The sequence below is a fragment of the Rheinheimera sp. genome (assembly GCF_036782235.1).
Classification (GTDB): domain Bacteria; phylum Pseudomonadota; class Gammaproteobacteria; order Enterobacterales; family Alteromonadaceae; genus Pararheinheimera.
On the sequence record NZ_DAIPZL010000024.1, the window covers coordinates 1 to 21,964 of the forward strand.

General features: G+C 49.1%; 20 protein-coding genes. 8 read left to right on the forward strand and 12 right to left on the reverse strand.

Annotation, left to right across the window (positions count from 1 at the left end):
- Positions 1–41: 41 nt before the first annotated feature.
- Positions 42–638: a hypothetical protein gene (locus tag V7P87_RS16215; protein ID WP_333798372.1), complete on the reverse strand. Its 597-nt coding sequence runs from the start codon at positions 636–638 to the stop codon at positions 42–44.
- A 245-nt stretch (positions 639–883) separates the two neighbouring features.
- Here V7P87_RS16215 and V7P87_RS16220 point away from each other — a divergent pair, with 245 nt between their 5' ends.
- On the forward strand, positions 884–1,864 hold the full coding sequence (locus V7P87_RS16220) for an integron integrase (protein WP_333798373.1): 981 nt from the start codon (positions 884–886) through the stop codon (positions 1,862–1,864).
- A gap of 436 nt (positions 1,865–2,300) precedes the next feature.
- On the opposite strand, the gene cysW is transcribed toward V7P87_RS16220, so the two are convergent.
- From cysW to V7P87_RS16250, 6 genes are all read right to left on the reverse strand, one after another.
- On the reverse strand, positions 2,301–3,200 hold the full coding sequence (gene cysW, locus V7P87_RS16225; protein ID WP_333798374.1) for a sulfate ABC transporter permease subunit CysW: 900 nt from the start codon (positions 3,198–3,200) through the stop codon (positions 2,301–2,303).
- Positions 3,197–4,039: a sulfate ABC transporter permease subunit CysT gene (cysT, locus tag V7P87_RS16230; RefSeq protein ID WP_333798375.1), complete on the reverse strand. Its 843-nt coding sequence runs from the start codon at positions 4,037–4,039 to the stop codon at positions 3,197–3,199. The genes cysW and cysT overlap by 4 nt, the downstream gene beginning before the upstream one ends.
- Positions 4,040–4,156: 117 nt before the next feature.
- Positions 4,157–5,152, reverse strand: a complete 996-nt coding sequence (locus tag V7P87_RS16235) for a sulfate ABC transporter substrate-binding protein (RefSeq protein ID WP_333798376.1) — start codon at positions 5,150–5,152, stop codon at positions 4,157–4,159.
- Between the two features lie 133 nt (positions 5,153–5,285).
- Entirely contained in the window at positions 5,286–6,758 is a 1,473-nt protein-coding gene (locus V7P87_RS16240) for a PepSY domain-containing protein (protein ID WP_333798377.1), read from the reverse strand.
- A gap of 75 nt (positions 6,759–6,833) precedes the next feature.
- Entirely contained in the window at positions 6,834–7,124 is a 291-nt protein-coding gene (locus V7P87_RS16245; protein ID WP_333798378.1) for a hypothetical protein, read from the reverse strand.
- Between the two features lie 18 nt (positions 7,125–7,142).
- Positions 7,143–8,720, reverse strand: a complete 1,578-nt coding sequence (locus V7P87_RS16250) for an FG-GAP repeat domain-containing protein (RefSeq protein WP_333798379.1) — start codon at positions 8,718–8,720, stop codon at positions 7,143–7,145.
- Between the two features lie 198 nt (positions 8,721–8,918).
- On the opposite strand from V7P87_RS16250, the gene ylqF reads away from it, so the two are divergent.
- From ylqF to V7P87_RS16275, 5 genes are all read left to right on the forward strand, one after another.
- Positions 8,919–9,854, forward strand: coding sequence for a ribosome biogenesis GTPase YlqF (gene ylqF, locus V7P87_RS16255; RefSeq protein WP_296295158.1), 936 nt, complete (start codon positions 8,919–8,921; stop codon positions 9,852–9,854).
- Positions 9,855–9,899: 45 nt separating this feature from the next.
- Positions 9,900–11,561, forward strand: a complete 1,662-nt coding sequence (locus tag V7P87_RS16260; RefSeq protein ID WP_296295160.1) for an amidohydrolase — start codon at positions 9,900–9,902, stop codon at positions 11,559–11,561.
- A gap of 138 nt (positions 11,562–11,699) precedes the next feature.
- Entirely contained in the window at positions 11,700–12,449 is a 750-nt protein-coding gene (locus tag V7P87_RS16265) for a TrmH family RNA methyltransferase (protein WP_333798380.1), read from the forward strand.
- Positions 12,450–12,582: 133 nt separating this feature from the next.
- On the forward strand, positions 12,583–13,509 hold the full coding sequence (gene cysM / locus V7P87_RS16270) for a cysteine synthase CysM (protein ID WP_296295162.1): 927 nt from the start codon (positions 12,583–12,585) through the stop codon (positions 13,507–13,509).
- A 2-nt stretch (positions 13,510–13,511) separates the two neighbouring features.
- Positions 13,512–14,402, forward strand: coding sequence for a DMT family transporter (locus V7P87_RS16275; protein WP_333798381.1), 891 nt, complete (start codon positions 13,512–13,514; stop codon positions 14,400–14,402).
- Here V7P87_RS16275 and V7P87_RS16280 read toward each other — a convergent pair.
- Together V7P87_RS16280 and V7P87_RS16285 are read right to left on the reverse strand one after the other, a co-directional pair.
- The gene (locus V7P87_RS16280; RefSeq protein WP_333798382.1) at positions 14,399–15,874 is read right to left on the reverse strand and encodes a hydrolase; all 1,476 of its coding nucleotides are present in this window, start codon (positions 15,872–15,874) and stop codon (positions 14,399–14,401) included. The two genes, V7P87_RS16275 and V7P87_RS16280, sit on opposite strands and share 4 nt — an antisense overlap.
- Positions 15,875–16,237: 363 nt before the next feature.
- A complete protein-coding gene (locus tag V7P87_RS16285; protein WP_333798383.1) occupies positions 16,238–18,244 on the reverse strand; it encodes a PhoX family protein in 2,007 nt (668 codons plus the stop codon).
- Between the two features lie 243 nt (positions 18,245–18,487).
- On the opposite strand from V7P87_RS16285, the gene V7P87_RS16290 reads away from it, so the two are divergent.
- Complete coding sequence (locus V7P87_RS16290) at positions 18,488–18,955, forward strand: GNAT family N-acetyltransferase (protein WP_333798384.1); 468 nt, start codon at positions 18,488–18,490, stop codon at positions 18,953–18,955.
- Between the two features lie 58 nt (positions 18,956–19,013).
- Here the strand turns inward: V7P87_RS16290 and V7P87_RS16295 are convergent, their stop codons facing one another.
- The 3 genes from V7P87_RS16295 to V7P87_RS16305 form a co-directional block, all read right to left on the reverse strand.
- Positions 19,014–19,715, reverse strand: coding sequence for a 2OG-Fe(II) oxygenase (locus V7P87_RS16295; RefSeq protein WP_333798385.1), 702 nt, complete (start codon positions 19,713–19,715; stop codon positions 19,014–19,016).
- A gap of 221 nt (positions 19,716–19,936) precedes the next feature.
- Positions 19,937–20,278 carry a hypothetical protein gene (locus V7P87_RS16300; RefSeq protein WP_333798386.1) on the reverse strand — a complete coding sequence of 114 codons (342 nt, stop codon included), beginning with the start codon at positions 20,276–20,278 and terminating at the stop codon, positions 19,937–19,939.
- Positions 20,279–20,285: 7 nt separating this feature from the next.
- Positions 20,286–21,008, reverse strand: a complete 723-nt coding sequence (locus V7P87_RS16305) for a hypothetical protein (RefSeq protein WP_333798387.1) — start codon at positions 21,006–21,008, stop codon at positions 20,286–20,288.
- A 731-nt stretch (positions 21,009–21,739) separates the two neighbouring features.
- Between V7P87_RS16305 and V7P87_RS16310 the strand changes: the two genes are divergently transcribed.
- On the forward strand, positions 21,740–21,964 hold a 225-nt coding region (locus V7P87_RS16310), incomplete at its 3' end, for a hypothetical protein (RefSeq protein WP_333798388.1).

Below are 21,964 nucleotides of genomic sequence, written 5' to 3' on the forward strand. Positions count from 1 at the left end.
CTCTTTGAGTTAGTTTATCTAACTGAAAGGTGTCTAGGAAATTAGTGGCGATTCAAATTGTATTCATCACTCATTAAACTTTTAAGCTTTTTTTGGAATTTTTCAGTCTCTTTGAATGTTTGAAATTTTCGTCGTTTATACGTTTCGAACTCGGCCCCCACTAACTCAAGATGCTCTATAACCACCCCTCGGCTTACCCTTAAAACAATGTATTTTTCATAGCTTGAACCATATCCCATATGAACGTAGTTAGTGATTTTTCCGTGGGGAATAATTAATGCTCCAGAATACCAGTGTGCAATAATTTCTTTTTTATTAGGAAAGATACTATTTAAAATACTCAAATCATCGTAACTGTGCTCTTTAGTTTTTGAGCTAACACTTATTGTCATATCTGTTAAAAGTAGATTGCCTGCCTCTATTTTCCAAGATGCTACATAACCTCTCCAGTTTGCTGATGAAATTGAGGCGTCTTTTGGTGGTTCCCATTTAATCTCGGTTAAATGTTTTTCTAACGGATTTGTATTTAAGCGATATTTAACATGATTAATTTCGATTGCGTCGGGTGCTTGGGCTGTAGCGAAACAGCCAAATGAAATAAAACTTAACAAAAAAAATACTGCAATATTGAATGTCACGATATCTCCTTGATAAGCCTAACAATTTAATAGAAAGCAAAACGCCTGCAAGACGAACATTTTTCTGCCTTCTTTCATGATTTTTACTCATGCCAAACTAGCGTTTATGTAACTCTATTTCAACATTTTTTTCTTAAATCACTAAAATTATGGACGACAAAATCTATACAGAAGCTATGCAAGTTGGTGGATTTTTTACTCAAACCGAACCACTGTTTATTTAAACAGCTATTCGAGTGTACAAAATGGCCTCACCTTTTTTAGATTACGTCAGGGAATTTATGGTGTCGCGGCGTTATGCCAAACGCACGGTCGATACTTATCTGTATTGGATCAGGTTTTATATTTTGTTTCACCACAAACGCCATCCGAATCAGCTGTCGGATGCCGATGTTGAGCAATTTTTGTCTTACCTTGCCAATCAGCGAACTGTGGCGGTGAAAACCCAGGCTACCGCTTTGAATGCACTAAGTTTTTTATACCGTTATATTATTTTGCGTCCGCTGTCGCTAAACCTGAATTTTAATAAGGCGCGGGTGGCACAAAAACTACCTGTGGTGCTTACCCGGGTTGAGGTACAGCAAGTGTTGGCCTTGATTGAGCCCAAATACAAACTCCTGACACAACTGATGTATGGCAGTGGTTTACGTTTAATGGAAGCGGTTCGTTTACGGGTGCAGGATATTGATTTTGATTATTTATCGGTGCTTATCTGGCAGGGCAAAGGCAATACAAACCGCCGCGTTACGCTGGCTCCAGAGCTGATCCCCGCTTTGAAGTTACAGATTGAGTATGTAAAACAGTATTTTCAGACAGATTTGCATAACCAGAATTATGCCGGCGTCTGGTTGCCTTTTGCGTTAGCGCGCAAATATCCGGCAGCGCCAAAAGAAATCGGCTGGCACTATTTATTTCCGTCTGCGTTGCTCAGCCAGGATCCTGAATCAAAGTTGATACGCCGACATCATGTAGACGAAACCACAGTGCGACGGGCGATAAAAGTAGCGGCTAAAAGGGCGAAAATTCAGAAAAATGTGACCTGCCACACTTTGCGCCATTCCTTCGCTACTCACTTGCTAGAAATGGGTGTGGATATCAGAACAGTACAGGAACAACTGGGTCATAAAGATGTAAAAACCACCCAAATTTATACCCATGTGCTGCAACGGGGTGGCAATGCGGTCAAAAGCCCTTTGTCGTTATTTTTTCAATCAAATCAAGTCTGATAGCAAAAGTACCGCCCCCCGTTTAGCGAGCAGTTGTTTTGGCCGATTTTGAGGTTTTAAGCCGACAACTGTCTGAGCGGGGTGACGCTAGCACCCGCCGCCCCGTGGTTTTAAAAAGCAGGCGGCGCCTCAAAAGCGAGTCAAAACAGCGGGCTTTCGAGCGATCCCGGGGTCGTTTTTTGCGTCACTTTTTGTCGACACAAAAAGTGACTCGCCCGCGGAGGCGAGTCTCCGCTTCTATAGCGCTGAAAGCTGAAAGCTGAAAGCTGAAAAGCATCGATGCTATGCCGCTGACAGCAATTGAACCACATTGGTGGTGCAAAACCGCCACCCGGCGTACTGCCTTTGGCGAGTACGCCCTACCCATCATTTGCGGGTTGATGAAGCTGCAATCACAATGCCGACACCGGTAACTACAGGCATCAAACTGGCAGATTTACTCCACTTGTCTTAACTTAGCCGCTTCGGCATAATCTTTTGCGGCGCGCCATTCCAGCGTGCTTTTTAACAGCAGTGTCAGCAGTGCCAATAACGCCAGCAAGGACGACACGGCAAAAGCGGCGGCAAACTGGTATTCGTTATAAAGAATTTCGATATGCAGTGGCATGGTGTTGGTTTGTTCGCGGATCTTGCCCGACACCACAGAAACAGCACCAAACTCGCCCATAGCGCGGGCGTTACATAAAATAATGCCGTACAACAGCGCCCATTTAATCGAAGGCAAAGTCACCCGCCAAAAGGTTTGCCAGCCGCTGGCGCCTAAGGTGAGCGCAGCTTCTTCCTGCTCGCGGCCCTGCTCCTGCATCAAAGGGATGAGCTCGCGCGCCACATAAGGAAAGGTGATAAAAATTGTCACCAGCACTATGCCTGGCACGGCAAACATCACACCTAAGTCGTGTTCGTTCAGCCATTCGCCCCACCAACCGCGGGCGCCAAAAATCAGCATAAAACTTAAACCGGCAATCACAGGCGACACCGCAATAGGCAAGTCGATTAATGTGATTAATAACTGCTTGCCGCTAAAACGGAATTTGGCAATGGCCCAGCTGGCCGCCAGACCAAAAATCACATTACAGGGCACTGCTATCAGCGCTGCTATTAAGGTGAGTTTTATCGCATGAGCAGCGGCAGGTTCGGTAATTGCAGCCAGATACACACCCCAGCCTTTGGCAAAAGCTTCACCAAACACTATCACCAGCGGCAATAACAAAAACAAAGTTAAAAACCCAAGCGCCAGCGCTGTTAATAACCATCTTAACCACAAAGGTTCGGCCGTGGCTTTACGCAGCTGCACCGCGGGCACAGTGTTTAAGCTGTTTAATTCAATCACACTCATTTTGTCCCGCCCTGTCTTTGGTTGCTCCAGTGCTGCAATGCATTAATCAGCAGCAATAACAAAAATGAAATCAGCAGCATCACAGTGCCAAGCGCGGCGGCGCCGGCGTAATCGTATTGCTCCAGCCGCGACATAATTAACAGCGGGGTAATTTCGGTACGAAACGGCATATTGCCACTGATAAACACCACAGAGCCGTATTCGCCAATGGCGCGGGCAAATGCCAGGGCAAAGCCTGTCAGTAAAGACGGAATAAGCGCCGGAAATATCACCCGGCAAAACGTTTGTAAGCGGTTGGCTCCTAAGCTGGCCGCTGCTTCTTCCAGCTCTTTATCAATGTCTTCCAGCACCGGCTGCACTGTGCGCACCACAAAAGGCAAACCAATAAAAATAAGCGCCAGCGTCACGCCAAAAGCGCTGTAAGCCACCTTAATGCCAAGTGCATGAAAATATTGGCCAATCCAGCCATTGGGGGCATAAAGTGCGGTTAAGGCAATACCGGCCACTGCCGTTGGCAAGGCAAAAGGTAAATCAACCAGTGCATCCACTATTTTTTTGCCGGGAAAGCTATAACGCACCAGCACCCAGGCCACCAGCAAACCAAAGACCAAGTTCACCAGCGCTGCCACCAAAGAAGCGCCAAAAGTCAGCTGGTAGCTGGCAATAGCCCGCTCTGTGGTTACCACTTGCCAGAAATCGGCCAGGCTTAACTCAAAACTTTTCAGCAGCAACGCCGACAATGGAATAAACACAATCAAACTTAAATAAAAGGTGGTAAAGCCCATCGACAGGCCAAAACCGGGTAACACCGATTTTTTACGTTTGGAAAAAAAGCCCAAGGCTCACCTCGTACAAAACATTTATGGGTTATGGGTTTCGTCCGGCATCTATACCGGTTTTACTGATGCTGCAAACAGCACCCGCTACCGCCTTCACAAGCGTTAACAACAGCCGCCTTAACGGTAAATGCTGTCAAAAATGCCACCTTCGGCAAAATGGGTTTGTTGCAGTTTGGCCCAGCCACCTAAATCGTCGGCACTGACTAACTTCATGGCCGGAAACTTATCGGCAAATTCGCGGGCAACAGTGCTATCCACAGGCCGGTAATAATGTTTGGCCACAATACGTTGTGCTTCCGGGCTGTATAAATATTCGAGATAAGCCTTGGCCAGAGCTAAATTGCCTTTTTTCTGCGCCTGTTTATCCACCACCGCCACCGACGGCTGTGCCAGCACCGACACTGAAGGCACCACAATTTCAACTTGGTATGCGCCCAGCTCGTTGACGGCTAAAAAGGCTTCGTTTTCCCAGGTCAGCAGTACATCGCCAATGCCACGCTGCACAAAAGTAGTGGTAGAGCCGCGCGCGCCAGAGTCCAGCACCGGCACATTACGGTAAATTTTGCTGACAAAAGCTTTGGCTTCTTCGTCGCTCTGGCCCTGAGCCTTGGCATAAGCCCAGGCGCCGAGATAATTCCAGCGGGCACCACCCGAGGTTTTTGGATTGGGGGTGATCACATCCAAACCGTCGCGGGTTAAATCGTGCCAGTCGGTAATTTGCTTGGGGTTGCCTTTGCGCACCAGAAACACAATGGTCGAGGTGTAAGGTGCACTTTGGTGTGGCAGGCGATTTTTCCAGTCGGCTGGCAATAAAGCTGCAACCTTGGCCAGCGGATCAATATCCACTTCCAGCGCTAATGTGACCACGTCGGCACGCAGACCATCCAGCACCGAACGCGCCTGACTACCAGAGCCGCCATGCGACTGCTCCACCTTCACTGTGCCGCCAGTTTTGGCTTGCCAGTAGCTGGCAAAAGCTTTGTTGTAGTCGCGGTATAACTCGCGGGTGGGGTCGTACGACACATTTAACAGTGTTTGTTCTTTGGCAACTAACGGCAGTGCTGTGCTGAATGCCGCCAGCACCAAAACAACCCACCATGACTTTCTTTTCATCGCAATATCCTGTGCAGCTTTGTTGCCGCGCCAAATTTCAAAACTGGATATTCAGACGTCTGAACATCTTTTTATTGGCGCAGACTAAAACAAATCACACAAGATAAAAAGAATCAAAAAGTACTTCTCTATATCAAAAAGAAATATGCAGCGGACGCCGCCGGAAAAAATGCCACCACAGCCACAACAACAAGCTGCCTGCCCAGTAGCTGATAAACAGCTGGCTTAGCGACACTGCCACAGCTGTAATTGGCCACAACAAGCTTTGGCTTAGCAATAACAAAGTAGCCAGCACAGTAACGCCGGGCAAAGCAGGTAGCAGCACCGCCAGCAGTTGATGCCAGCGGCCGGGTGTAAGCCGGTGAAGCGCCGCTTTGACACCAAGCCAAATCATCCAGCAGCTGATAAAACCAAAACTCAACAACATAAAACGCAGCAGCGCGCCGGCATACAAGGACTGATGCAGGCCATACACAAATTGGCGCAGCTGCGCCAGCGGCTTGTTGCCAGCCTGCTCTGTTGCTGCAGCTGCTGTAAAAGGTGGGGCTGCAGGGACTGGCTGCCACTGCCGGTTGCTCGTCATTTGAAATAACAGCGTCTGTGGCTGATTGCCTACTCTGTCACTTGCACTGCTGCTGACAAGTATTGTGCTTTGTGGCCGGCCCGGTGCACTGATGCTGATTTTACCAATGGCCTGCCCCTGAAAAGCCTGCGCTGCAGCCTGCCACACAGGGCTGAATTCAGGCACAACACCGGCTTTTGCATCTGCTTTGGACATCACAGCTGCTGCAACGCCAGGCTGAGCCAGCGGAAATAATTCGGTGTAAAACTGATAAGGATTGTGCGGATACAACAGCTGCTGCGGTGCACTGTTTTCACTGAACATCTGGGTTAACCAGCCGCTGAGGGCAAATAACAAGGCAAAAGGCAAAGTGAGCAGCGCCAGCTGCTGATGCCTGCGCCTTGCGATGAAATGATGTTGTTTCTGCTGCTGAGGTTGCTGACTGTCTGAACGCACAGCGGCTGCCGCTGGCATCGGCCTGAATAAAGCACGCCACTGGCCTTTAAGGCTTAATAAACCACTGACAGTTAACAACAACCATAATAAAGCGGCAAAAGCCACCAGACTGCGGCTGTGCTGGCCCGCCAGCTGCAATAAATTAAAATGTAGCTGAAAAAACCAACCGCCAAGCTGGTGCTCGGTCGCGCCAAATCTTAATGGCCTGGGCTCAAGCAGCGGCTCACCGCTGTGTGGATGCAGATATTGTTGGATCAGCGCGCCCTGATTTTTTGCTTGGGCCTGATCAGCAGCACTCTGCCAGTGTAGTTTCAGATAAGGTGCACGCTGATCTGGTAATTCGATATACCAGTGCTGTGCCGTTGCGGCATGTTGCTGCAAATGTTGGAGCGCCAGCGCTACGCTGTGTTTTGCCTCTGGAAGCTGTGCCGGCAAACGAACGCCGGAGCTTGCCTCAAGCTGCCAGGTATCCAGCTCAGCACGGTAAAAACTCAGACTGCCGGCAAAAATAATCAGCCACAATAACAACGCCAGGCCAAGCCCCAGATAAAGATGCAGCTGACGTAACCTTTGCAAAAATCCATTCATGACAAAAGACCGCCCTGCTTGCAACTACTACCGCGGCCGCAAAAACCAATTAACTTTTTAATTAATATCAACAAATTAACGCAACCACCATGGCAAAACGCAGCATAAAGTCAGCAGCAGGTAACCGCCAAAACCGCGCCAGGAGCGCGGCCATAAACCCGGCAGCAGCCACAACAGCAATAGCAGCGGGCCAAAAAAACTGGCCGCTATCACAGCTTCGGTCGGCACCAGCCAGAAACTTAACAACCAGGCCAGCAGCGCCGACACCGGCGCCAGCAACAGAGCACAACCGCCAAGTAGCAACAGGCTACGCAGCAGCATAGAGCGGGACAAGGTGCGTAAGCCAGAGTGAAACAAGCTACTCAACCAAAGCCGCCGTTGCACTTATTGCTGCCACAATAATTGCAGCTGGTTATTCAGCTCTGGCTGATGTTCCTGACTGCCATAAGGCAATACCAAATCTTCTTTGCCATCGTTGTTTAAATCGGCCACCAGCGCTTCCATGCCGCGTTTTGGCATCGGCAACTGCTGTTTTGTGCTTTTATCGCTGAAAAACTTGGCACCCACCGGGCCGTAACTGCGCAAAGTGTTGTTACCATCCCCCACCACCAGCATGCTCTTGCCTTGTGCGGTTTTTAACACTGTCGCCAGCGGCATATTCACCGAACCACTGCCAATGCTGATTTCAACTGTGACATCCTGCTGATACACAGCTTTGTTGCCAAAACTGCCATCCGGTTGTTGTTTGTAAAACTGCAGCTCCACATTGGCCGTGCCTGCCACCAGGGCGCGGATAATAGAACGCACGCCAATTTGCGCCGCCGGTGTGTAAAAATCTAATTTTTTGTCGTTGTCTAAGTCAACAAAACGCACATCAAACTGCACCCCTGAGGTATTAATTTTATGCTGCGGCTGCGGTGGGAACTGCACGCCCGTTGTGGTTTTTTCACCATAATGCAGCTGATAAGTATAATTTTGCTCCATCACATCCACATAAAACTGCTGCTGCACCACTAAGTCGACCACACCGTCGCCGTTAATATCGGCCAACCGTTCCAGCCGGGAAATTTTTAGGCCCTGATAACTGCGGCCATCACCACCACGCATTTGCGCCTGATTATCGGGTGTCAGGCCAAGGCCCAGTTGTTTTTGTTCGGCCTGGGTAACAAAACTGCCGCCAGCTTGCTGATGAAACACCACTAAAGAGTCGTCTTTGGCAAAGGCAATATCGGTGTAACCGTCCAGGTTCAGATCCGCTAGCAGCGGCTTGCGCGCTATATAGGTGGGTTCTTCATCAAACGCCTGCATCTGGCTGTCAATTGGCAAACTAAAATGGCGGAAGCTGCCGTCGCTCTGCTGCATCCACAGCTGATAAGCGTTAAAGTCGGGCAATAAAAAGTCACTGAGCCCGTCCTGGTTTAAATCAAAACTAAAATCGAGCAATTTTAGTCGTTTACTGTCCACCACCCGGTATAACGAGCTGCTGGTAAATAACGAGCGCCATTCCCCATCCTGCGTTGTGCTGCCATTTTGCAGGTGTGGCAATAACGGCGCTTTTTCACTGCCACTGCGTTGTTCTGTGGTATTGAGTAAGTTCTGGCTCTGGCTATGCGGCACCTTGGTGGCCGGCTGATAATGCAACACACCTTCGGTGCTCAGCACCACCAGCTGCCCTCCACTAAAACCGGCCAGATTTGCCTGCTGAAAAAACTGCGCTTTTTGTGGAATAGGCAGCTGTCGTGCACTGTTGTTGGTTAAATCCACTGCACTTAACCAGCGATATTCACTGTTATGGCCTGTCACCAGCAAGGTAGGGTTGTTGCTGAGTTTTAATAACTGCCCATTGGCCGGATGCTCCAACGGCACTGTGGTTGCGGTAAAAGCAGGTGCCGCCAGCGCCTGACCGGCCACAGATAAAGCTGAACACAGCAGCAGAGGATAATGGATAAACTGATATTGCATGACAAACTCCCTGTGAATCGCACCAGATGATACGCAGCTTACGCCCTTTCAGAGCGGCTAAAATGTAACAAATTCAATATCAAAGCTAATAATTTTTTACTTATGGCCAAAAGCTGCCGGCACAAGCCGAAAAAAAGCACGGTCAGCACAGGCCAGACAAGGTAAACTAACGGCATTATTTTTACGGTGAGTGTTGTTATGTCGATTAACTGGTTTCCCGGCCATATGCACAAGGCGCGCAAAGAAATCGCCGAAGTGATGCCGCAGGTTGATGTCATTATTGAAATGCTGGATGCCCGCATTCCGTTTTCCAGCGAAAACCCATTGGTGCCTGAGCTACGCGGTGACACCCCATGTATTAAGGTGCTGAATAAAGCCGATTTAGCCGACCCTGCCATTACCAAACTGTGGCAACAGCATTTTGAACAACAGGCCGGTGTAAAAGCTATTCCGATCAGCCAGCAAAACCCGGAACAAATCAGGGCCTTACTGGATTTATGCACCGAGTTATTGCCGGAGCGTAATTTTGAAGTGCGCGGCGCCCGCGCCATGATTATGGGTATTCCAAACGTCGGTAAATCGACCCTGATCAATACCTTAGCCGGCCGTATTATTGCCAAAACCGGCAACGAAGCTGGCGTGACCAAAGCACAACAAAGGATCAAACTGGAAAACGGTGTGATCTTAACCGATACCCCGGGCTTTTTATGGCCCAAATTAAGCCCGGCCAGCTGTGGTTACCGTTTAGCGGTGACAGGTGCCATTAAAGACACCGCCTTTGATTACGCCGACATTGCCATGTTTGCCGCCGACTATCTGCTGAAAACCTACCCTGAACAAGTGATGGCACGTTATCAGCTCAAAGAGCAACCGGAAAACGATTTGGCCTTGTTAGATGCCATAGGCCAGCGCCGTGGTTGTATGGTCAAAGGTGGTGTGGTGGATTTAACCAAAGCCGGCACTATTCTGATCACCGAATTACGCGCCGGTTTATTTGGCCCTGTCACGCTGGAAACACCAGAGATGGTGACACAGGAATTGGCCGATGCTAAGTTAGAGCAAGCCCGCATCGAAAAAGAAAAAGCCGAACGCGAACAAGAACGTATCAGAAAAGCCAAAAAGAAATACCGCTGAGTCGGCACCTTAAAACCCAACTCAGCCCAGATAATGGAGTGAGTTATGTTGTGGTCCCGTATCCAACAGGCGATGTTGTGCACTTTAGTGTGCAGCTCGCCTGCCCTCGCCGCCCCTGTCATAGTCGACAATATCAAAGGTTATGGTTTTGACGAAAAACGCCAGCTGGTGGAATTCAACAGCCTGGCCTTTGACGATGAAAGCGGCAAAGTGCTGGCTCGTGGCAGCAACCTTGCCGCCAGTTACCCCAATGCACAAAAAATTAATGGCCAGGGCAAAACCCTGCTGCCCGGTTTAATTGACGGTCACGGTCATGTGTTGGGGCTTGGTCAGAATTTAAGTCAGGTGGATTTACGCCAGAGCAGCAGTGAAGCCCAGGCCGTGGCCCAGGTGGCCGCTTTTGCCAAAAACCAGCCACAGGCGCAGTGGATTTTAGGTCGGGGCTGGAATCAGGTGCTGTGGCCCACCCAACAATTCCCCACTACCCAGCTGCTGGACGAAGCGGTCAAAGACAAACCGGTCTGGTTAACCCGGGTCGATGGCCATGCCGGCTGGGCCAATAGCAAAGCTTTGGCATTGGCTGGCATTAATAAAGACAGTATTGACCCACCAGGTGGCCAAATTCAGCGTGATGCCAATGGCAACCCGACCGGCGTGTTAATAGATAACGCGATGTTATTGCTGGAAAAACAAATTCCACAACAAAATGACGCTGAGCGTGAAGCTGCGCTTAAAGCCGCTTTTGACCATTTATTGTCATTGGGTATTACCAGTGTGCATGACGCCGGCATTGATGCAGCCAACCTTTTGGCTTATCAAAAACTGGCCAGCGAAAAACAGCTGCCGCTGCGTATTTACGCCATGTTAAGCGCCACAGATCCAAATCTGGAAAGCTGGCTTAAAGCAGGGCCAGTTGATGATGCCAATGATTACCTCGACGTCAAATCAGTGAAAATTTATGGTGATGGTGCCCTTGGCAGCCGCGGCGCCGCATTATTGGCTGATTACAGTGATAAAAAAGGCGAAAAAGGTTTATTACTCACCCAGCCAGACAAGCTGACAGCTGTGATGAAACTCACCATAGAAGCCGGTTTTCAGGCCAATGTGCACGCCATTGGTGATTATGCCAATCAGCTGGTACTGGACAGATTTGAGCTTTTGACCAAGCCGGAGCAACGCGAAGCCGGCCGTCACCGCATTGAACATGCGCAGATAGTAGCGCCTAAAGATATTCCACGTTTTGCTGTTTTACAGGTATTGCCGTCGATGCAACCGACACACGCCACTTCAGATAAAAATATGGCCGGTGATCGCTTAGGTCCGGCGCGGCTGCGCGGTGCTTACGCCTGGCGCAGTTTTGTTGATCAGGGCAGCCGTATTGTCGGCGGCTCCGACTTCCCGGTGGAATTAGCCAATCCGTTCCATGGTTTGCATGCGGCGGTAACCCGGCAGGATCAGCAAAACCAACCCCCTGGTGGCTGGTTGCCGGAGCAAAAGCTGAATATCACCGAAGCGCTGCGCAGTTTTACCGTGGACGCAGCTTTCGGCGCTTATCAGGAACAAGCTATGGGTAGTTTACAACCCGGCATGTGGGCCGATTTTATTCTGCTGGATAGGGACCCGGTGAAAGGCCCGGCAGAGCAAATCTGGCAAACCCAGGTACAACAAACTTATGTGGCCGGCAAGTTGCTGTATCAGCGCCCTTAACGCCGGCAACTGTGGCCGCTACGGCAGAAATTTGGGGTGGCAGCCATATTTGCCGCTGAATTTGTGCCGGAAGCAGGCTACACTGCTCCCATCCGGGCGCCCTATGGGCGTCCTTTTATTTTTAGCCCGGACAAACCGATGATCAGTCAAAAATGGACCAAATTAATTAAGTCGCTGCAGCTGAAAAAATTCAGAAAAGCCGAGCAGCTGTTTTTTGTTGAAGGTGAAAAAGCCGTGCTGGAAGTGCTGGCCTCCGGCTGGCCGGTGAAAGCGTTATTTGGTACGCCGGATTTTCTCGACCGTCACCCCGACGCCGCCATCGCTGCTGAACTGGCGCACCCCTGCACTGCGGCGGAGCTGGAAGCTGTGGGCACCTTTGCCAGCAATAATGCCGCTATAGCCGTGGTGCAACTGCCCCAATACGCCCCTTTTACCGAACAACCAGGTGACTGGGTGCTGGTGCTGGATCAAATTAACGACCCTGGCAATCTCGGCACTATTATCCGCATTGCCGACTGGTATGGCATTGAGCATATTTTATGCTCCACCGACACTGTGGATGCCTTTAACCCTAAAGTGATCGCCAGCGCCAAAGGCTCGTTTTTGCGGGTGAAACTGCATTATCAGCCGCTGCCGGAGACGCTTGCCAAGGTGCAACAACAGGTGTTTGGCGCTTATTTAGGCGGAGAGTCAGTCCATCAGTTACAACTTTCGCAAGCCGGTGGTTTTATTGTGCTTGGCAATGAAGCCAACGGCATCAGCCAGGCGCTGGAGCCTTTGATCAGCCGCCGTATTACCATTCCGGCTTTTGGCGATGCCGAGTCGCTGAATGTGGGTATTGCCTGCGCTGTGGTGGTGGACAATCTAAAGCGGTTATCCACGCGCTGACACCTGTTCGCTGTTGTTGCCAGAGCAGGATGGGTTGTTGCCGCTCTGGCAAGCACCAGTCGCCGAATCCGCTTTGGCCTTGTACCGGTCTTCCGTTACACTAGCCGTTTTGTCGCTGCAGCCGGAGTGAATGATGTCAACACAGGCCCCAACTGATATTGCCGCCCAATTTCCCACTATTGCTGATTTTGTCGGCCAGACGCCCCTGGTGCGGCTGCAACGCATGGCCGCTCATACCCAAAGCACAGTGTTGTTAAAACTGGAAGGCAATAACCCGGCGGGTTCGGTTAAAGACAGGCCGGCGCTGAATATGATCACTCAGGCTGAGCTGCGCGGTGATATTCAGCCCGGTGACACTATTATTGAAGCCACCAGCGGTAACACTGGCATCGCTCTGGCGATGGCTGCCGCCATTAAAGGTTATCGTATGGTGTTGATTATGCCGGACAATGCCACCAGCGAACGCAAAGCTTCGATGCAGGCTTATGGTGCAGAGCTGATTCTGGTCAGTAAAAAAGACGGCATGGAAGGCGCCCGCGATTTAGCCTTAAAAATGCAGGCAGAGGGCAAAGGCAAGGTGCTGGATCAGTTTAATAACCGGGACAATCCGGCAGCGCATGTGGTAAGCACCGGCCCTGAGATCTGGTTGCAAAGCCGTGGCCTTATTAGTCACTTTGTATCCAGCATGGGCACTACCGGCACCATCATGGGTGTGTCCACTTATTTAAAACAGCAAAACCCTCATATCCAGATCATTGGTTTACAACCTTCTGAGGGCAGTTCTATACCCGGCATCCGGCGCTGGCCTGAAGCTTATCTGCCTGGTTTTTATGATAAATCCAGAGTGGATTTGGTATTGGATGTGTCGGAAGCCGATGCCGTGGCCACTACCAGGCGTTTAGCACGGGAAGAAGGTATTTGTGCCGGCGTCAGTTCAGGCGGCGCCGTGTTTGCCGCAATAAAAATTGCCGAGCAACAGCCAGGCGCAGTCGTGGTTGCCATTATCTGCGACAGGGGCGACCGTTATTTATCCTCTGGTTTATTTAATTATCAGGACTGATTTTGCATTACGAATGGATGGCCCTGGGCGCGGCAATTTGCTGGGCACTTGGCAGTTTAATTTCCGCGCCCGCTTCGGCTCACCTTGGCGCTTTTGCTTTTACCCGCTGGCGTATGGCCTGCGCCAGCCTGATGTTGTGGTCTGTTGCCATTATCAGCGGCAGCTGGCAGAGCTTGCCTGTTGATCAGCTGTGGCTGCTGGCGCTGTCGGGGGTCATTGGCATTCTGATTGGCGACACAGCCCTTTTTGCTTCAATGAACAGGCTGGGCCCGCGCCGTGCAGGAGTACTTTTTGCCACCCATGCGTTGTTTTCGGCGCTATTGGCCTATTTGTTTTTGGGTGAAAAAATCTGGGGCTGGACGCTGTTGGGCTCTGGGTTGTTAGTCACAGGGGTGATGAGCGCCATTTTATTTGGTAAACGCAGCGCCGAGCAGCACCACTGGGAAAGCAGCAACCATCAGCTGGGTATCGGCGTGATGCTGGGTTTGTTATCAGCGCTATGCCAGGCAGTATCTACCCTGATGCTCAAGCCGCTGATGGAAACCGATATCGATGCTATTGCCGCTTCGGCAGTGCGAATGAGCACGGCGTTGATCTGTCATTTGCTATTGTTATGGCTGGGTTTTAAAGTGGCCAGGGTCTATCTGCCTCTCAATGGCAAAGTGCTGGCAATGGTGGCTTTTAACGCCTTTTTATCGATGGGCGTTGGCATGACGTTAATTTTGCAGGCGCTGAAACAAGGGGATGCCGGCATAGTGGCGATGTTGTCATCGGTGAGCCCTGTGGTGGTATTGCCGCTGCTCTGGCTAGTCTATAAACGCCGCCCTGCACTCGGAGCCTGGCTGGGCGCGGCTTTAACAGTGGCTGGTACTGTACTGATTTTAAAACATTAATGTTCGGTATTGTCAGGTTCTGGCTCTTTGTTGTCAGTTGCTATTGCAGGTTTTGCTGTGGCATCGGCTGCAGTATTATCGGCAACTGCACTATCAACCACTGTACTATCAACCACTTCACTATTGATCACTTCACTGTCTGCCGCGCTGTTCTTAGGCAGACTGTGATCCGCTTCTAACACATCAGGCACTGCGCTATTATTTTTACTACCAGGTAGCTGGCTTTCAGCCTGCGGCATATTGTTGTTTTGGTTGTCTTGTTGCGTGTTGTCAGGTTGCTGCTGCTCTGGTTCTATCTCAGGCTCTAACGGCGTCGCCTGTTGTTCCACATGCTGTTTGGGTAATTGATTACGATAAAAATCAATCATGCCCATCACTTCCGACAACGCAAAAGCATGCTGCTCAGTCAGAATTCCATTATGACCGCTGATAATATCGTCCGACACCGCCAGTACCCAAACCGCCTGCATATTGGCGTCTGGACAGGTTTGCACTGTGCGTCTGGCCTGCAATCTGGCGCGGATTTTCCAGCCTGAACGCGGCAGTGTCATCATACAGCCCGGTGTGGCATCATGTTTTTGCAGCGACAACGGAATATTCAGTTTTATCGAACAATCGCCGCGCGGGCAGCGGTCAATGTCATGGGTAATGGCCCAGGAATTGCCCATGGCTCTTTCACCTTCTTTGAGCCAGTTAAAGGCTTTTTTCAGCGCAAAATCACCTTTGGACTGCAATACCACCATAGCGGGCTTTTGCCGGTCCAGGCTCAACAATTCATCCATAGGCCGGTATTCACGGGCAGTAACGGCCGGGTTTAATAGAATAAACAAATTCGGATTGTCTTTGTGCTGCTCGATGGAATGTCTAATGCGGCCTTTACTACCGTGCAGCGCTACGGCACCGCCCAGGCTATGGCCAATGACGGTGTACCTTTGTAGCCGCCCTGCGGCAACTTCCACATCCAGTTTATCCAGCAAGTCGGAAAAACCGGTTTGGCCTATGCGTCTGGCCACTGTTTTGCGCTGAAAAATAGTCGGAAAGTCCAGCGGCTCTATCCAGCTGGTGGCGTCGTCTGAACCATCCAGCCATAAAGGATCATATTTATCACCACGCCAGCCAATATAAAGTCCCACCAGATTTCGTTCGGCGTCACTTTTGGCCATTTGCTGATAAAACTGCTGAAAGGCAATAAAGTTCTCGTCACTTGGCGAAGCGCTGTGATGCCAGCCGTGGATAAAAATAATCAGCTCCGACGGTTGGCCGCCATTACGTGCTAAGCGCGCAGCAAGCCCCGCCCACTGATCAGGGTCATGTGGCTCACCATGATCATTAAATTCAATCACATGGAAATTCTGCTGAGCAATATCGGCGCCAGGCAAATGATAAGCTTTGTCGGGAATATAACTGAGCACCACAGAGACCATCACTATGGCAATCAGCACCAGTTTAAATAACGCGATTTTTTTCAGCATCAGCACACAATACAGCACAATTTTTTGCGGTTTAACGCGGGATCACCAGAAAGGCAAAAACCAACAACAGGCTGGATTCTGGTGGGAAAAATTGGCGAAATTATACCCGAAACAGCGCCGCGGCGGCCAGACCAGATCAAGCCTTATATTTATACTTTACACAGAATAAAGTTGGGCAGATTCAGCAAAGATACAGGCAAAAGCCTGCAAGGCAACAAAACAAAAGAACCACCGGGGTGGTCCTTTTTAGCATCTCGTTATATCAAATGACAGCTCTCTATAAGGCGACTGTTAAGATCAACAGCCGCCCTGAGATGAACCGCAGCCCACGATGCAGAGTCTGCTTTTACGAACCTCTCTTAATTAAGAGCCGATCAGGCCACCGTCGTTTTTGGTCACAATCACAGTGCCGGAACGTGGCCTTTGTGTTTTATCGTCACTTGGCCAATTACTGGTGAACTGGGTCGGTGTTGAACGATCGCCCGGATGCTGGATATTCACAAACATGGTTTTCATATCTGGCGTAAAGCTGATGCCTGTGACTTCACAATCTACAGGCCCTACCAAAAAGCGTTTAATCTGTTTGGTTTTAGGGTCAGCCACCAACATCTGGTTATTGCCATAAGGGCCACTGTTTTGCTGGCTGCCACTCATATCAGTCTGGATCCACAATAAACCGTTTTTATCAAAAGCCAGGCCGTCCGGACTCGCCAGATGGTTGTCAGCCGTCAGTTTTAAATCGCCTGTTGCGGTGCCAACATCCCCTGCCAGCAGAAATATATCCCAGTCAAAACTATTGGCTGCAGTCCTTTCGCGCCAGCGGATAATATGGCCGGTGGCATTATTGGCGCGTGGGTTGGCTTTGTTGATTTGCGCCGCAGTGCGGCTCGTGTTATTGGTTAAGGTAAAATACACTTCGCCTGTTTGTGGATGCACAGCACCCCACTCAGGCCTGTCCATTTTAGTGGCACCCACTACGTCGGCAGCTAAGCGGGTGTTGATCAGCACATCGGCCTGACTGCTGAATTCCACATTGGCGGCCAAAGCTTTAGCACGGAAATGTTCTGAATTGATATCAAGCGCTAACCATTCACCTGAGCCATCGTCATTAAAACGCGCAACATATAAAGTACCTTCATTTAGCAAGTGGCCGCCGGCCGTTGCTTTAAAATAAGGGGCTTTGGACACGTATTTGTAGATGTATTCAAAGGTAGAGTCATCACCTGAATAAAACACCACCGGCTGACCTTCTACCACAGGCGCAAACACCACTCCTTCGTGGCCAAAACGGCCTAAAGCAGTGCGTTTTTGTGGCACGCTGTCCGGGTTAAATGGATCAATTTCCACTATCCAGCCAAAGGTGTTTGGCTCGTTGCGATAATCGCGGTCGGCATCAGTGGCAATGGTGGATGCATTAAAACGCTGGTATTGATCAGCGCCTGAGTCGGCGGTTTCCCAATAATAACGGCCATTTTTAGTGCCCACACCATAACGTTTATGTTCGCGCGGTTGTGGCACGTCACTATTCATAAAATAACCGGCCCAGTTTTCTTCAGCCGTTAAATAAGTGCCCCATGGCGTATAACCATTACCACAGTTATTTAAAGTACCGCGGGTACGGGTGCCGTCTGTGCTGTATTTAGTCACCATTTTGGCATGACCGCGGGCAGGACCGGCGATGTCCATTGGCGTCGCACCTGTGATACGGCGGTTCAGCGGACTGCCCTGCACCAGCTGGAACTGGCCTGTGGCATCTTTTTTAATATGGGCCACTGTGACACCATGGGCTGCCACTTCCTTGCGCACTTCATCAGTTGGGCGGGGTAAGCCTGTTGGGCCATTTTGATGCAGCACATTGGCGTCGATATATTCATGGTTAAATACCAGCAAACCTTCGTTGCTGTTTTTGCCTTCCCCCCGGGCATCCAACGGGAAAAAATGCATACCGTCGTGGTGCGCACCCACTTGCTGCTCCATGTCAGCGCCGCTGTTGGTACCATCAATGCGGTAAGCCGGGTAACTGCCGGTTAAAGGTGTCCCCATAGGTAAAAATGGCCGGGCGCTGTAACCTTCCGGCACCACCACAGTGTCTAAACGACTGGTGGCTATAGCTTTAAAATTTAAAAAAGTCTGTACTGGCGCTGGCAGTACCGCCTCAGGCAGTGGCACAGGTGCAGGTGTCGTGCTGCTGTTACAACCTAATAAACCACCGCCAAAGACTGTGGCAACTGCAGTACCCAGGGTGCCTTTTAAAAAACTGCGGCGCTGCAGATTCGCAGCCAGAACTTCCGAAAATTCAGGGTTGGCAGAAAAGTTAGTTTGCGGGTCAATGCCGCTGTTATCAATTTCAAATGGACGCAGATCAGACATAACAACTCCGGAGTGTTTGTGTTTATTTTTTTCTGCCAGCATTACAGCTGCTCCAGATGGCAACATGGTGACAAATCAGCGACAAAATAGTGACAAAAAAGCAGCAATCTCAGACTATTGGCGCTGCTAAAAGGGCTGGTCACAGGGAAAACATCACAAAGCTCGACTATGGTCAGGCTAGGTATCAGACCGGCAGCTCTGGTATAGTGCAGTCAAAAGCAAGCAGCACAGGATGATCACCTTATGATGGAATGGGACATTGTCAGATTTGAACAATTAGACACTTACACCCTGTATGCCATGTTGCAATTAAGAGTGGATGTGTTTGTGGTAGAGCAAAACTGCCCTTATCCGGAGCTGGATGACAAAGACTTACACCCACAAACTCGACATATTCTGCTGAAAAAAGCCGGCAAAATTCTGGCTTATGCCAGGGTGCTGGCACCGGATGTCAGTTTTGCCGGTAGCCCTGGCATTGGCCGGGTTTGTGTGGCACAAACCGCCCGTCGGCTGGGGTTAGGGGAAGTGCTGGTACAAAAAGCCATAGCAACAGCCAAAGAAGGCTGGCCAGGTCTGGATATTCATATTTCCGCCCAGTGTTACCTGCAGCGCTTTTATGAAAGTCTGGGTTTTGCCGCGGCCAGTGAAGCTTATCTGGAAGATGATATTCCACATTTAAAAATGATCCTGGCCATCACACAACCGGCGTAAATTTACCGATCAATCAAAAGCATACAGGCTGCAATATCGGGCAGCCTGTTTCTTTTATTTAAGCCGGCTGACCATAAAGCTGCTCAGCCCGGTTTAATAAAATCCAGCTGGTCAGAATATACTTGTCATTAGACTTGGGCACACAACCTCTGTGGGTGTGTGTGAAATAAGCCGGCGCTATCACCATACGGCCTGCTTTGGGGCGAATGGCTTTATTCTGGTAATAAAACTCTGTTTCCCCCCCTTCGGTTACATCATTGAGGTAATACATAAATAACAAAGTGCGGTGTAGTGGTTCATTTAATGGCGCCTGCGGAAAGACCTCACAGTGCCAATAATTGTAATTGCCAATACCGGCCTGATACTTTTGCGCCTGAATAGGGCCAAGCCGGTATAACACCTTCATAAAATCTTCTGCTTTATCAGCACCAATTTCGGCATAGTTTTCATGGGTTAAAGCAACAGGCTCACCGGTTTTTGGGTGCTGCACTGTCAGTGCTACAGGTGCAATTAAAGCAAAATGATATTTTTTAAAATATTCAGCGGCATACTGGGTGGTCACCGCTATCACCTGATGTAATAAATCGCGGTATTGCGCATGGTCATTCAGGTATAAATCTGTGCTGATTTTTTTATCTCTGTCCACCCCACCGCCGGTACGGCCCGGCACCAGAAAAGGGCTTTGCTCAAAAGCCTTGATCAGCTCAGCACAAAGCTGCGGGCTTAATGCATCATCATAAATTTCAATAAAGTCAGACATTTGAACTACCTATTATCGGTATTATTGCTTCGCCATTCAGGGCGCAGATGGTGCTTTACAATAAAACAATCAGGGGTGGGTTTGAAGGTTTTTTTACATGTGGGTAGCTTTTTTGAGTCACAGTGGAAGAATAACTCTTGTCATAAAAATGGGTTCAGCACAAAAAAGAGACGCTGAACCCATTTTATCAAACAGACTGAATTAAATCTCTTGAACTTATATTATGATGACTTACTACAGTTATAATTTTTCTGTAGCTGTTGGTATAACTCTGGTTCTTTCTCAAAGAACGTTTTTATACGTTGTTGTGCTGTTGCGCGCCATTCATCGATAAAAAACAATAACGCCTCCGGCTGACTATCAATATAGCATTGCTGAACTTTAACGATAACAGCGAGAGCTTCTCTCATACTTTCGTTCTCTGGTATTGGTTTTAGCATTTCTATCGAACTAAGCGCATCATTAGCGCTATGCACATTAAACAAAGCAATAGCATTAAAAGCAGCCAACCAGCCAGATGTAGCCAACAAGAACAACAAAACAATAAAAAAGCTTTTAATCATGTCAGCCTCAATAGGTATGCCAGCATACAGTGCCGGTCCAGGTTACATTACCACTTCGGATAACATAGTTAGCACACTTTCTGACTAAGGGATTATTTTGTCCCGCCTCATAAGTCTTGCCCATACTAATCGACTCACGCCCGGTAAATGTTTTCCCTTTATTATATTCTGCATCATCTAATTTAAATGGCAGATAGCTATCTAATGGATAATCCAACCAGAAAATCAAACTTGTACCATCCGAAAACTTTGCTTCAACTTTTAGAATCAATTTTTCGACGAGCTTTGCCCATGAGGCTTTAAATTGTGAATAAAAATCAGCATAAAAGTGAATGAGTAAATAATTGCTCGTCTGACTGTAGGTTGCTGTATCAAGTAGTACATCATTTGCTGAAAGCGCAATATGTTTGGGAATATCAACTTTTTCCCTTAGCTCATTTGTTAAAGGATCAAAAACCCCACCCCTAGCTTTTGAAGCATCAAAAACCGACTTTATATATGCTGTACCTTCTACCAGATCTTGTGGTGTTGTCACTGGCGTTGCCCAGTGGTAACTATTTCCAGGCTCAGTTTCATGTTCAACATCAAAAGATTTTATTTTGCCCGCTTCAAAATCAACAACATGTACTGTATCTGCACTTCTGGTACCTTGAAGTGCTGCAGTTTTTATTTGTACGTCAGAACACCTGTTACAAACCTCAATTACCTCTGCATATGAAAACTTAGACACAAAACACAAAACACAAAACACAAAAATTTATTCATTTTTCACCTATCCGTGTATTCAACAAAATGCCTCTGATTTGAGGTGATCTTGGGGTTTACCCAAAAATGAAAATATCGCAACCTGGATTTACAATCAATGGAATAAACACGCCTAACCCTTTGATATAAAATATTTATCAAAATAATATAATATTTAAAAACATCCGAGTTTTGCAATTTAAACGAACTTTCCAGTCTTTGGTTGTTAATGAGGCAAGCACATTCAGGCCAATTTTTGTAACACCGATGTTATGGTTTACATTACTGATGTATAAACAAAAAAACCTCAGTCTTTCGGTTGGGGCTCGCGATTTTGGGAGCCTCGATATCCCTCGCAGAGCTCGGGATTGTTCGGCACCTCCTGTACCTCATCCCTGTGGGACCAGCATGCGGCTTTCCAAAAACGTTCCTGAGGTTTTTGTGTTCAGACCGGACGACGCCAAACTGTTTGCTTCACGAATTCCTGATTTCGCTGTACTACTTTGCTCACCCTATCCATGGGGTTCGCCGCTACGCGGCCCGCTGAAGCGGTCTCACAAAACGGCAGGATAGCCGTTTTGCACAGCGAATCTGCCGCAGGTGAGCGGCATGGATGCTGCGAGTGAAAATGTCCCGGCCAATTTGTCGCATGGGAATGCCCCGCTCGGGCAATAGACCGCTAGGATGCCATAAAGCACTAAATCCGCTGGAGCGGATTTGGACGGCGCAGCCGGTCCGAAGGACATTTTACAGGACGTAAAATGCAAAAAGACCCAGTCGTTAGACTGGGCCTTTTTGGCTTTATTGGGAGCCTTGATATCCCTCGCAGAGCTCGGGATTGCTCAGCCAGCGCAACGCAAAACTGTTTGCGTTGCCGGGAAGCTGTCTTCGCTGTACTACTCTACGCGCAGTAAATCGCCGGAGCCTAAATACAAAAAACCC

Coding starts and splice junctions, on each gene's coding strand:
- V7P87_RS16290 (WP_333798384.1), top strand. CDS start 18,488: ATGATGGAATGGGACATTGTCAGATTTGAACAATTAGACACTTACACC.
- cysW (WP_333798374.1), bottom strand. CDS start 3,200: ATGAGTGTGATTGAATTAAACAGCTTAAACACTGTGCCCGCGGTGCAG.
- V7P87_RS16300 (WP_333798386.1), bottom strand. CDS start 20,278: ATGATTAAAAGCTTTTTTATTGTTTTGTTGTTCTTGTTGGCTACATCT.
- V7P87_RS16240 (WP_333798377.1), bottom strand. CDS start 6,758: ATGAATGGATTTTTGCAAAGGTTACGTCAGCTGCATCTTTATCTGGGG.
- V7P87_RS16260 (WP_296295160.1), top strand. CDS start 9,900: ATGTTGTGGTCCCGTATCCAACAGGCGATGTTGTGCACTTTAGTGTGC.
- V7P87_RS16220 (WP_333798373.1), top strand. CDS start 884: ATGGCCTCACCTTTTTTAGATTACGTCAGGGAATTTATGGTGTCGCGG.
- V7P87_RS16235 (WP_333798376.1), bottom strand. CDS start 5,152: ATGAAAAGAAAGTCATGGTGGGTTGTTTTGGTGCTGGCGGCATTCAGC.
- cysM (WP_296295162.1), top strand. CDS start 12,583: ATGTCAACACAGGCCCCAACTGATATTGCCGCCCAATTTCCCACTATT.
- V7P87_RS16285 (WP_333798383.1), bottom strand. CDS start 18,244: ATGTCTGATCTGCGTCCATTTGAAATTGATAACAGCGGCATTGACCCG.
- V7P87_RS16295 (WP_333798385.1), bottom strand. CDS start 19,715: ATGTCTGACTTTATTGAAATTTATGATGATGCATTAAGCCCGCAGCTT.
- V7P87_RS16265 (WP_333798380.1), top strand. CDS start 11,700: ATGATCAGTCAAAAATGGACCAAATTAATTAAGTCGCTGCAGCTGAAA.
- V7P87_RS16250 (WP_333798379.1), bottom strand. CDS start 8,720: ATGCAATATCAGTTTATCCATTATCCTCTGCTGCTGTGTTCAGCTTTA.
- V7P87_RS16280 (WP_333798382.1), bottom strand. CDS start 15,874: ATGCTGAAAAAAATCGCGTTATTTAAACTGGTGCTGATTGCCATAGTG.
- ylqF (WP_296295158.1), top strand. CDS start 8,919: ATGTCGATTAACTGGTTTCCCGGCCATATGCACAAGGCGCGCAAAGAA.